Raw genomic sequence first — 10,824 nt, forward strand, 5'->3', positions numbered from 1 at the left:
CCGAGAGCCCGGCACCGAGGAGGACCACTCCCGCTCCCCGGCCCGCGACGGCGAAACCGAAACCGCCGCCGAAACCGGCGTCGCCCCCGTCCCCGAAACCGAAGGCGACCTCGAAGGCGACCCCGAAGCCGAAGCTGGTCCCGGTGAAGCCGCCCAGCGTGCCGAAGTCCGGTGCCGGGACCTTCGTCACCGCGCAGGCCTCCGGCGCACCGGTCGGCGACGGCGGCGAACTGCGCCGCTACCGGGTCCAGGTCGAGGACGGCATCGCGCTCTCGGCGCGCGACACGGCCGCCGAGATCCAGCGGATCCTGGCGCATCCGCGCGGCTGGGCCGCGCACGGCCGGGGCCGCTTCCAGCTGGTCTCGGAGGACGCCGACTTCGTCATCCGGATCGCCACCCCGGACACGGCCGACGCGCTCTGTCTGCAGCAGGGCCTCGACACCCGCGGCGAGCTGAACTGCGAGACCACCGACGGGGTCGTGGTGAACCTCAAGCGGTGGATGCTGGGCTCGCCGACCTTCGCGGGGGAGGCGGCCGAGTACCGGCACCTGATCATCAACCACGAGGTCGGGCACGAGATCGGCATCCGGCAGCACATGGGCTGCCCGGGTCCGGGCAAGCTCGCGCCCGCGATGATGCAGCAGATCAAGGGCCTCGACGGATGCCGGTCGAACGCATTTCCGTATGACGAAGACGGGAGCTACATCACCGGGCCGATCGTGTCATGATGCGCTTGGGACGGCGCGCGACGAAGCCCGCCTCCCGAGGGGACCGGGGCTCCCGTGACGCACGGACGACCGTGCGCACGGTGGAGCAGACCGCTACCCGGTAGTTCGTATCGAGGAGACAGAAATGTCACTCTCCCCGGGTTCTCCCGACTCCGCGGCAGGTTCGGTCACCAACGACCCGAACCTCGACTTCGCCGGCACGACGCCGTACGAGGACTACGTCCAGGCGGACGTCCTGACCCATCTCCAGCACCTCCGCTCGGACGACCCCGGCGAGATGGTCTTCCTGGTCACCACCCAGGTCATGGAGCTGTGGTTCACGGTGATCGTCCACGAGTGGGAGACCGCGAGCCGCGCCCTGCGCGAGGACCGCGTCCCCGTCGCCATGGACGCGCTCAAGCGCTCCGTGCGCGAGCTGGAAGCCCTCAACCACTCCTGGCGGCCGCTCGCCCAGCTCACCCCCGCCCAGTTCAACGCCTACCGCGCCGCGCTCGGCGAGGGCTCCGGCTTCCAGTCCGCGATGTACCGGCGGATGGAGTTCCTGCTCGGCGAGAAGTCCGCGTCCATGCTCGTCCCGCACCGGGGCGCGCCCCGCGTCCACGCCGAGCTGGAGAAGGCGCTCCACGAGCCGAGCCTGTACGACGAGGTCCTCGGCCTGCTCGCCCGCCGCGGCCTGCCCGTCCCGGCCGCCGTCCTCGGCCGCGACCTCGCGCAGCGGTACGAGCCCTCGGCCGAGGTCGAGGCGGTCTGGGCCGGGATCTACGCGGACGCCGACCAGAACGGCGAACTCGTGCGGCTCGGCGAGGCGCTCAGCGACGTCGCCGAACTGGTCTGGCGATGGCGCAACGACCATCTGGTGGCGACCCGCCGCGCGATGGGCTCGAAGACCGGCACCGGAGGCTCGGCGGGCGTGGCCTGGCTGGAGAAGCGGGCGCAGAAGAACGTCTTCCCGGAGCTCTGGACGGCGCGCAGCCATGTCTGACACTGAAGCCATGGCAGACCTCCAGAAGGCAGACCTCCGGCAGCGGGCCCGCGCACTCGACACCGCGGACGAACTCGGCAGGCACCGCGAGAAGTTCGCGCTCGACGAGGGGACCGTCTACCTCGACGGCAACTCCCTCGGCGCGCTGCCCGCCCACGTCCCCGCCCGGATGGCCGACGTCATCACCCGCGAGTGGGGCGAGCTCCGCATCCGCTCCTGGGACGAGTCCGGCTGGTGGACCGCGCCCGAGCGGATCGGCGACCGGATCGCCCCGATCGTCGGTGCCGCCCGGGGACAGATCGTGGTCGGCGACTCGACCAGCGTGAACGTCTTCAAGGCGGTCGTCGCGGCGGCCCGGCTGAGCGCCGACGACCGCGACGAGATCCTCGTCGACGCGACGACCTTTCCCACGGACGGGTACATCGCCGAGTCCGCCGCGCGGATGACGGGTCGCAGGATCGTGCCCGTCGACCCGGCAGGCATGGCCGCCGCGGCCGGGCCGCGGACGGCCGCGGCGCTCGTCAACCACGTCGACTACCGCAGCGGCCGCCGCCACGACCTGCCCGGCATCACGGCCGCGCTGCACGCGGCGGGCGCGCTCGCCGTCTGGGACCTGTGCCACAGCGCGGGCGCCCTCCCGGTCGGCCTGGACGCGCACGGGGTCGACCTGGCCGTCGGCTGCACGTACAAGTACCTGAACGGCGGGCCCGGTTCGCCGGCCTACCTGTACGTCGCCGAACGCCACCAGGCCGCCTTCGACTCGCCGCTGCCCGGCTGGAACTCGCACACCGACCCGTTCGCCATGACCCCCGGGTACGAGGCGGCCGCGGGTGCCGTACGGGGCCGGGTCGGGACGCCCGACATCCTCTCGATGCTGGCCCTCGAAGCGGCGCTGGACGTCTGGGACGGCGTCGCGATCGAGGACGTGCGCGCCAAGTCCCTGGCGCTCACGGACTTCTTCCTGGAGTGCGTGCGCACGTACGTGCCGGCGGGCCGCGTCACCTCCATGACGCCGGAGGCGCACGACGAGCGCGGCAGCCAGACCGCGCTCGCCTGCGACAACGCGCCCGCCGTCATGGCCGAGCTGATCAAGCGCGGTGTCGTCGGCGATCTGCGCCGCCCCGACATCCTGCGGTTCGGCTTCACCCCGCTGTACGTCGGCTTCGCGGACGCGGAGCGGGCGGCGCGGGTGCTCGCGGAGGTCCTGGCGGACCTGCCCGGCTGAGGCCCCGACCGGGTTCCGCGCGGCCTCGCGCGGTCGCGTACGGTCCGATGATCGCCCGATCTGCGGGGGCTCCACTCCTGGTACCGTCCCCGCAGGTCAGGCCAATTCGGCCCCGTACCCGAGAGGTTGGAACAGCATGCCGGACCCCGCCGCGCGCGATGCCGCCGAAGAGGCGTCGGCCTTCTCGCACCCGGCCGTCCCCCCGGACGTCTCCGCCGCGTACGGCGACCACCCGGACCAGGTGATCGACTTCTACGCCCCGCGCGGCGGAGGGACCCGGGCGCCCCTCGTCGTCGCCCTGCACGGCGGGGCGTGGCGGGCACCGTACGACCGGTGGCACCTGACCCCGTTCGTGGACTTCCTGGCCCGGCGCGGCTTCGCCGTGGCGAACGTCGAGTACCGGCGCGGCAGCGACATCCCCCGGCAGGGTGGTGCCGCTCCGGTCGCCGGGCGCTGGCCCGAGACCTTCGACGACGTGGCGGCCGCGCTCGACGCCCTGCCCGGACTCGCCGCCGCCCACCTGCCGCAGGCCGACACCGGGCGGATCGTGCTCACCGGGCACTCGGCCGGCGGCCAGCTCGCCCTCTGGGCCGCCGCCCGGCACGTCCTGCCCGTCGGCTCCCCGTGGCGGCTGCCCGCCCCGCCGGAGCTGCGCGGGGTCGTCGCCCTCGCCCCCATCGCCCACTTCGGACGGGCGGTCGAGCTGGGGGTGTGCGGCGGCGCGGTCGGCGAACTGCTCGGCGACCCGTCCTCGTACGAGGAGCGGGCGGCCCACGCCGACCCCTCGGTGCTGCTGCCGACCGGGATCGCGACCACCGTCGTCCAGGGCCGTACGGACATCGACGTGCCGTACGCCGTCGCCGACGCCTACGCCGAGGCGGCCGAGAAGGCGGGCGAGACGGTCGGCGTGACGCTCCTGGAGGAGGTCGGCCACTTCCCCCTGATCGACCCGGCGGCGGACGCGTGCGCGGTGGTGGCGGAGGAGATCGCCCAGCTGGCCTGGTGAGCCCGCGGCCGGATCCTCCGGCGGGCCGAACCCGTCGTCCTTCTGAGCCGGGGGACGGACGGGAGCCGGGGGCCATAGTCCTCAAGGGGGACCCGGGAGGATCCGCATCGAGCGGGACGACCGGGTTCCCCGCCGCCCGTACCGTGGTGCGGGTGACCCAGACACAGACCCCCGAGACGAGCCGCGCCCCCGAGTTCCACCTGGTCCAGGTCGTCCTCGGCGGCCTGCGGCAGGACCTCTTCCGCGACGCGTCGGCCTACCGGCCGCTCCAGCCCGCCGAGGTGAACCCCAAGGTGGCGCGCTTCCTGCCGAAGGCGATACGGCCGCACCTCGGGCTGTTCCCGCACGCCGTCGTCGCGTTCTTCGCCCTGATCGCCTTCGCGCTGGGCTACGAGGAGTTCGACACCCGCTTCGCCCCGCTGACGCTGATGGTCGTCTGCACCCCGCCCGCGGTCGTGCTGCTCACCCTGGTGCGGCCGGTCCTCGCCTTCTGGGCCTCGCTCGCCAGCGCGCCCGTCATCGGCTACCTCAGCGGCTACGTCGCCGGCTGGCCCTGGTCGCACATCACGTTCTTCTCCCACCTCGTGGTCCTCGGTGTGGTCGCGGCCCGCTCCCGGCCCCGCACCTCGGTGTGGATGTGGCTCGTGACGGCCGGCTTCTCCCTCTTCACGGAGATGTTCCTCGGGATGGGGCGCAGCTCCGACAGCGTCCCGCTGCTCTTCGTCGCCGCCCTGGTGCTCCTCGCCGTGACCGTCCTCCAGGTCCGCCGCCAGGCCGACCGCGAGGTCACCGCCCAGCAGACCGTCACCGCCCAGGAGCGCTCGAAGCGGACCCTCCTGGAGGAGCGCACCACCATCGCCCGCGAGCTCCACGACGTCGTCGCCCACCACATGTCGGTCGTCGCCATCCAGGCCGAGGCCGCCCCGTACCGGGTCGAGAACCCGCCGCCGGAGCTGGAGCAGGCCTTCCTCACCATCCGCGAGAACGCGGTCGCCGCGCTCACCGAGCTGCGCCGCATCCTCGGTGTGGTCCGCGCCGAGGACTACGAGGCCCCCGACGCCCCGCAGCCGACCCTCGCCGACCTCGACTCGCTCGTCCGCAACGTCCAGGACGCCGGGCTCGTCGTCGACAAGACCGTGACCGGCGCCGTGCGCGAGCTGCCGCAGGGCGTGGAGCTCTCCGCGTACCGCATCGTCCAGGAGGCCCTGTCGAACGTGCTGCGGCACGCGCCCGGCGCCGCCGCGAAGGTCGAGGTCAGCTATGTCCTCGGCGGTCTGGGACTGCGCGTCGCGAACGGTCCGGCACGCGGCCTCGTCAAGCCCTCGCCGGGCGCGGGGCACGGCATCACCGGCATGCGGGAGCGTGTGACGATGCTCGGTGGGGAGATGACGGCCGAGGCCACCGAGGACGGTGGCTACGAGGTGACGGCCTTCGTCCCCGTGAGCCGTGAGGAGAGTGACCAGTGATCCGCGTGCTGATCGTCGACGACCAGATGATGGTCCGCGAGGGCTTCTCGGTGCTGCTCGGCGCGATGCCGGACATCGAGGTCGTCGGCGAGGCCGTCAACGGCCGGGAGGCCGTCACCCAGGTCGCCGCCCTCCACCCCGACGTGGTCCTCATGGACATCCGGATGCCCGAGCTGAACGGCATCGACGCCACCCGGGAGATCGTCGCCGCCGACGCGGACGCGAAGGTGCTCGTCCTGACCACCTTCGACCTCGACGAGTACGTCTACCAGGCGCTGCGCGCCGGCGCCTCCGGCTTCCTGCTCAAGGACGCCTCCGCCCGGCAGCTCGCCGACGGGGTGCGGGTCGTCGCGGCCGGCGAGGCGCTGCTCGCGCCGACCGTCACCCGGCGGCTGATCACCGAGTTCGCGAAGGCGCCGGGGAGCTCTCCGCGCCCGCCGGCGATGGCGCAGATCGGGGAGCTGACGGAGCGCGAGACGGAGGTCCTGGTGCTCATCGCGCAGGGCCTGTCGAACTCCGAGATCGCCGAGCACCTCGTCGTCGCCGAGTCGACCATCAAGACCCATGTGAGCCGCATCCTGGTGAAGCTGGGGCTGCGGGACCGCACGCAGGCGGCGGTGTTCGCGTACGAGGCGGGCCTGGTGCGCGTCGGCGGCTAGGGCCTGTCCGGCCCTGGAACGCGCTCCGGCGCGCGGGTAGCGTCCGGTCATGGACGCTGTCGAGGCTGCTTACGACCCCTTCTCCCCGGAGTTCGTCGCCGATCCGTACCCCGCCTACGCCGAGCTGCGGGCGGCGGGCCGCGCCCACTGGCACGGCCCGACCCGCCAGTGGCTGATCCCGCACTACGAGGACGTCTCGGCGCTCCTCAGGGACCGGCGGCTCGGCCGGACGTACACCCACCGCTTCACCCACGAGGAGTTCGGACGGGAGGCGCCGGACGCGGCGTACGAGCCCTTCCACACGCTCAACGACCACGGGCTGCTCGATCTGGAGGCGGCCGACCACGGCCGCATCCGGCGCCTGGTGTCGAAGGCGTTCACGCCGAGGACCGTCGAGAACCTGGCACCGACCGTACGGCGGCTCGCCGCCGATCTGGTGGGGGAGCTGGTGGCGGCGGGCGGCGGCGACCTCCAGGCGGCGGTCGCGGAGCCGCTGCCGGTCGCGGTGATCGCCCGGATGCTGGGCGTTCCCGAGGACGACGAGGAGCGGGGGCGGCTGCGGCCCTGGTCGGCGGCGATCTGCGGGATGTTCGAGCTGAATCCCTCGGAGGAGACGGCCCGGCGGGCGGTCGAGGCCTCGGTCGAGTTCTCGGACTATCTGCGGGAGTTGATCGCTCGCCGGCGGAAGAGCCCGGGCGACGATCTGATCTCGGCGCTCATCGGGGTGGAGGAGCTGACGGAGCAGGAGATGGTCTCCACCTGCGTGCTGCTCCTGAACGCGGGCCACGAGGCCACCGTGAACACCACGGTCAACGGCTGGTGGACCCTCCTGAAGCACGACGTCCGTCCGGATCCCGAAAAGTTGTCCACAGCTGTGGAGGAACTTCTGCGCTACGACACCCCGCTCCAGATGTTCGAGCGCTGGGTCCTCGACGACATCGAGATCGGCGGCCGGGTCATCCCGCGCGGCTCCGAGGTCGCCCTCCTCTTCGGCTCCGCCAACCGCGACCCGGCCCGCTTCGGCCCGACGGCCGGCGCACTCGACCTCACCCGGGCCGACAACCCGCACATCACCTTCGGGGCGGGCATCCACTACTGCCTCGGCGCCCCGCTCGCCCGACTCGAACTGACCGCGGTCTTCGGCGAGTTGCTCCGCCAGGCGCCGAACCTGCGACTCGCGGCGGAGCCCGTGTGGAAGCCGGGGTACGTGATCCGGGGCTTCGAGGAACTGCTCGTGGAGGTGTGAGCACCGCGGCCGCACCGAGCACTGCTCTTACGGAGCAGCAGTGCTCGGTTCTCACGGAGCAGCAGTGCTCGGTGCGCGCCTCAGCCGACCACGTCCCGCCGCCGCAGCCCCGCCAGCCCCGCCGTCACCAGGGCCGCCGCCAGGGCCGTCAGGACCAGGACCGGGGTCCAGGCCGTCTCCGGGCCCGGCAGCTTCGGCAGGTGGCCGAAGGGGGAGAGGTTCAGGGCCGCCTGCGGCAGGCCGAGCGCCGGGCCGACCCAGCCGAGGACCAGGCACAGGCCGGCCACGCCCCACGCGGCGGTCGCGGCCTTCGGGGCCGCGCCCCAGAGGAGGGCCGCGAGCCCGGCCGGCGTCCACACCGCCGGGAGCTGGGCGAGCGAGGCGCCCAGGACCGGGCCGGCGTCGTGGCCGTACGAGAGGGCGAGGCCGATGCCGCTCAGGGCCAGGATCAGGGCCGAGCCGCCGAAGGCGATCAGCAGGTGGCCGGCCGCCCAGCGGACCCTGCCGAGGGCGTTCGCGAGGAGCGGTTCGGCGCGGCCCGAGGTCTCCTCGCCGTGCGGCCGCAGCACCGAGCCGACCGCGAACAGGGCCGCGACCATCCCGAAGAGGGACACCATGGTGGCGAGGAAGGCGTCGGTGAGGGCGCTCTGGCCGCCCATCCGCTCGAAGATCTGCCGGGCCTGTACGTTGTCGCCGACGATGTCGGCCGCGCCCTCGACCATCCCGCCGAAGACGAGCCCGCCGAGCAGGAACCCGAGCGACCAGCCGAGGAGCGTGCCGCGCTGGAGCCGCCAGGCGAGCGCGCCCGCCGTCGCGAGCCCGCCCTCCGCGGGGCCCGGCCGGGTCGGGAGGAAGCTCGCGCCGACGTCGCGACGGCCGGTCAGCGCGTACGCCGCCGCCGTCTGGACCAGGACCGCCGCGGCGATCAGGAGGAGCACCCACCAGCGTTCGCCGGCGAAGGCGCGGACGTTCTCGGCCCAGCCGATCGGCGACAGCCAGGTCAGGACGGACGCACCTCCCGGGACGCCGTCCTGGGGGGTGTCCCCGGCCGTGCCGGCGTCGCCGGCCGCCCGCAGGACGAACGCCAGGCCGACGGCGGCTCCCGTCAGGCCCTTCGCGAGCCGGGCGCTCTCCGTCAGCTGGGCGGCGAGCGCGGCCGTGGTCGCGAAGACCATGCCGGTGCCGCCGATCGCCAGGCCGAGGGCGAGCGCCCCGGCCGCGCCCTGTCCGGCGAGTCCCGCGGTGACGACGAGGGCGACGGCGGTGTTGACGACGAGCGCGGCGAGGAGGGCGGCGGTGAGCGGGGCCCGGCGGCCGACCGCGCCGGCGGAGAGCATCTCCTGACGACCCGTCTCCTCCTCCTCGCGGGTGTGCCGGACGACCACGATCAGGCTCGCGACGGCGGCGAGGACGGCGGCGAAGGTGCCGAACCGCCAGGCGACGAGCCCGCCGAGGGAGTCGTCGAAGACCGGTCCGTAGAGCGCGCGCATCGAGCTGTTGGCGGTCATGGAGGCGGCGGCCTCGGCGCGTTCGGCGGCCGTGCCGTAGAGGCCTTCGAGCGAGCCGGCGCCGCTGGCGACCAGGCCGCCGGTGACGAGCGCCCAGAGCGGGATCATCAGGCGGTCGCGGCGCAGGGCGAGCCGGGTGAGGGTGCCGGTGCCGGCGAGCGGGCCGGCCTTGGTGCCGGTGCGGGCGAGGGTGACCGTGCTCATGACGCCGCCATCCCGTTCGCGAGGTGCCGGTCCTCGTCCTCGTAGTGCCGGAGGAACAGCTCCTCCAGGGTGGGCGGGGTGCTGGTCAGGCTCCGTACGCCCGAGGCGGTCAGGGAGCGCAGGACCGCGTCGAGCTTGTCGGTGTCGACCTGGAGCCGCACCCGCGGGCCCTGGACGTCGAGGCCGTGGACGCCGGGGAGGTGGGCGAGGCCGTTCGGCGCGGCGGCGAGTTCGGCGGTGACGCTGGTACGGGTCAGGTGCCGCAGCTCCGTGAGCGAACCGGACTCCACGGTCCGGCCCTTGCGGACGATGCTGACCCGGTCGCAGAGGGTCTCGACCTCGCTGAGGATGTGGCTGGAGAGGAGCACCGTCCGGCCGCGGTCGCGGGCCTCCCGGACGCAGCTCTGGAAGACCTCCTCCATCAGCGGGTCGAGGCCGCTGGTCGGCTCGTCGAGGACGTACAGGTCGACGTCGGAGGCGAAGGCCGCGACGAGGGCGACCTTCTGCCGGTTGCCCTTGGAGTAGGTGCGGCCCTTCTTGGTGGGGTCGAGCTCGAAGCGCTCGATCAGCTCGGCCCGCTTGGCCTTGTCCAGGCCTCCCCGGAGCCTCCCGTACAGGTCGATGACCTCGCCGCCGGAGAGGTTGCGCCAGAGGGTGACGTCGCCGGGGACGTACGCGATCCGGCGGTGCAGCTCGACGGCGTCCTTCCAGGGGTCCCTGCCGAGCAGGGCGACGCCGCCGGAGTCGGCGCGGAGGAGGCCGAGGAGGACCCGGATGGTGGTGGACTTGCCGGCGCCGTTGGGGCCGAGGAAGCCGTGGACCTCGCCGGTCTCGACGGCGAGGTCGAGGCCGGCGAGCGCGTGGGTCCGCCCGAAGGACTTGTGCAGTCCGGCGATGCTGATTGCCTTCGTCATGCTTCGGAACGTACGCTCATTTCACAAAGTTGTGAAGTTAAGGAAGCGTATAAAGTTGGGGCGGCGGAGCGGACGAGGGAGACGATGACCGGCATGACGACCACCGAGGCGAGCAGGGACGGCAACGAGGAGGGCGTCTCCCGGTTCGTGGAGCGCTTCGCCGCCGAACTGACGGAAGCCGGCATGCAGCGCATGGCCGCCCGCGTCTTCGCGGCCCTCCTCGCCTCCGAGGGCGCCTCGTTGACCTCGGCCGAGCTGGCCGAGCAGCTGCGGATCAGCCCCGCGGCGGTCTCCGGCGCGATCCGCTACCTCAGCCAGGTCGGCATGGTCAGCCGCGAGCGCGACCCCGGCACCCGGCGCGAGCGGTACGTCCTCCACAACGAGCTCTGGTACGAGACCTTCACCCGCCGCGACCAGATCCTCGTCCGCTGGGAGAAGGTCCTCCGCGAGGGCTCCGAACTGCTCGGCACGGAGACGGCGGCAGGTGCGCGGACGGCCGAGACGGCCGAGTTCTTCGCGTTCCTCCAGCGGGAGATGCTGGGGATCATGGACCGCTGGACGCTCCACAAGGCGGCTCGGGGAGCGGGAGCCGGCTCCTCCTCCTGACGGGGCCTCCTCTGGGCTCGGCTCGCTCGGCTCAGCCCCGGGGCAGGGTCAGCCCCCACGCCTCCCCCAGGACCGTCCAGGTCCGGCGGCGGACCGGTCCCGAGACGCGGCCGTCCGCGCGGTAGCGGAAGTCCGGGCCCGAGACGGTGAGGACGTGCGCGGTCGCGTGCCGGGGCGGGGCGGCCGAGGACGCCAAGGTCAAGGCCATCGAGCTCATGGACCGCGTGAAGATCCCCGCCGCCAAGGCGCGCGTGGGGGACTACCCGCACCAGTTCTCCGG

General features: G+C 73.4%; 10 protein-coding genes and 2 pseudogenes. 8 read left to right on the forward strand and 4 right to left on the reverse strand.

Annotated elements, in window-relative coordinates:
- Positions 1-190, reverse strand: a pseudogene (locus ACFQ79_RS34980) (hypothetical protein); the annotation flags it as partial.
- Here ACFQ79_RS34980 and ACFQ79_RS34985 point away from each other — a divergent pair.
- From ACFQ79_RS34985 to ACFQ79_RS35015, 7 genes are all read left to right on the forward strand, one after another.
- The gene (locus tag ACFQ79_RS34985; protein ID WP_383590900.1) at positions 159-728 is read left to right on the forward strand and encodes a DUF3152 domain-containing protein; all 570 of its coding nucleotides are present in this window, start codon (positions 159-161) and stop codon (positions 726-728) included. The pseudogene ACFQ79_RS34980 and the gene ACFQ79_RS34985 overlap by 32 nt on opposite strands.
- Before the next feature lie 124 nt (positions 729-852).
- Positions 853-1,710 (forward strand): tryptophan 2,3-dioxygenase, encoded by an 858-nt coding sequence (locus ACFQ79_RS34990; protein WP_383590901.1) that lies wholly within the window; start codon positions 853-855, stop codon positions 1,708-1,710.
- Positions 1,711-1,720: 10 nt separating this feature from the next.
- On the forward strand, positions 1,721-2,935 hold the full coding sequence (gene kynU, locus ACFQ79_RS34995; protein WP_383590903.1) for a kynureninase: 1,215 nt from the start codon (positions 1,721-1,723) through the stop codon (positions 2,933-2,935).
- 136 nt (positions 2,936-3,071) lie between these two features.
- Entirely contained in the window at positions 3,072-3,941 is an 870-nt protein-coding gene (locus tag ACFQ79_RS35000; protein WP_383590905.1) for an alpha/beta hydrolase, read from the forward strand.
- Between the two features lie 143 nt (positions 3,942-4,084).
- On the forward strand, positions 4,085-5,407 hold the full coding sequence (locus ACFQ79_RS35005) for a sensor histidine kinase (protein ID WP_383590907.1): 1,323 nt from the start codon (positions 4,085-4,087) through the stop codon (positions 5,405-5,407).
- Complete coding sequence (locus ACFQ79_RS35010; protein ID WP_187621782.1) at positions 5,404-6,066, forward strand: response regulator transcription factor; 663 nt, start codon at positions 5,404-5,406, stop codon at positions 6,064-6,066. The genes ACFQ79_RS35005 and ACFQ79_RS35010 overlap by 4 nt, the downstream gene beginning before the upstream one ends.
- A gap of 49 nt (positions 6,067-6,115) precedes the next feature.
- On the forward strand, positions 6,116-7,312 hold the full coding sequence (locus tag ACFQ79_RS35015) for a cytochrome P450 (protein ID WP_383590909.1): 1,197 nt from the start codon (positions 6,116-6,118) through the stop codon (positions 7,310-7,312).
- Positions 7,313-7,392: 80 nt separating this feature from the next.
- Here the strand turns inward: ACFQ79_RS35015 and ACFQ79_RS35020 are convergent, their stop codons facing one another.
- A complete protein-coding gene (locus tag ACFQ79_RS35020) occupies positions 7,393-9,024 on the reverse strand; it encodes an ABC transporter permease (RefSeq protein WP_383590911.1) in 1,632 nt (543 codons plus the stop codon).
- Positions 9,021-9,938 (reverse strand): ATP-binding cassette domain-containing protein, encoded by a 918-nt coding sequence (locus tag ACFQ79_RS35025; protein WP_383590913.1) that lies wholly within the window; start codon positions 9,936-9,938, stop codon positions 9,021-9,023. The genes ACFQ79_RS35020 and ACFQ79_RS35025 overlap by 4 nt, the downstream gene beginning before the upstream one ends.
- Before the next feature lie 84 nt (positions 9,939-10,022).
- Here ACFQ79_RS35025 and ACFQ79_RS35030 point away from each other — a divergent pair, with 84 nt between their 5' ends.
- Positions 10,023-10,544, forward strand: a complete 522-nt coding sequence (locus tag ACFQ79_RS35030; RefSeq protein ID WP_383590915.1) for a GbsR/MarR family transcriptional regulator — start codon at positions 10,023-10,025, stop codon at positions 10,542-10,544.
- 31 nt (positions 10,545-10,575) lie between these two features.
- Here the strand turns inward: ACFQ79_RS35030 and ACFQ79_RS35035 are convergent.
- Positions 10,576-10,704: pseudogene (locus tag ACFQ79_RS35035) on the reverse strand (diacylglycerol kinase); the annotation flags it as partial.
- Positions 10,705-10,824: the final 120 nt, after the last annotated feature.

This window comes from Streptomyces sp. NPDC056480 (assembly GCF_042795405.1).
GTDB lineage: Bacteria > Actinomycetota > Actinomycetes > Streptomycetales > Streptomycetaceae > Streptomyces.

Excerpts from the sequence above, each read along its gene's own strand:
- ACFQ79_RS34990 (WP_383590901.1), top strand. The coding sequence starts at position 853 with ATGTCACTCTCCCCGGGTTCTCCCGACTCCGCGGCAGGTTCGGTCACC.
- kynU (WP_383590903.1), top strand. The coding sequence starts at position 1,721 with ATGGCAGACCTCCAGAAGGCAGACCTCCGGCAGCGGGCCCGCGCACTC.
- ACFQ79_RS35000 (WP_383590905.1), top strand. The coding sequence starts at position 3,072 with ATGCCGGACCCCGCCGCGCGCGATGCCGCCGAAGAGGCGTCGGCCTTC.
- ACFQ79_RS35015 (WP_383590909.1), top strand. The coding sequence starts at position 6,116 with ATGGACGCTGTCGAGGCTGCTTACGACCCCTTCTCCCCGGAGTTCGTC.
- ACFQ79_RS35020 (WP_383590911.1), bottom strand. The coding sequence starts at position 9,024 with ATGAGCACGGTCACCCTCGCCCGCACCGGCACCAAGGCCGGCCCGCTC.
- ACFQ79_RS35025 (WP_383590913.1), bottom strand. The coding sequence starts at position 9,938 with ATGACGAAGGCAATCAGCATCGCCGGACTGCACAAGTCCTTCGGGCGG.
- ACFQ79_RS35030 (WP_383590915.1), top strand. The coding sequence starts at position 10,023 with ATGACCGGCATGACGACCACCGAGGCGAGCAGGGACGGCAACGAGGAG.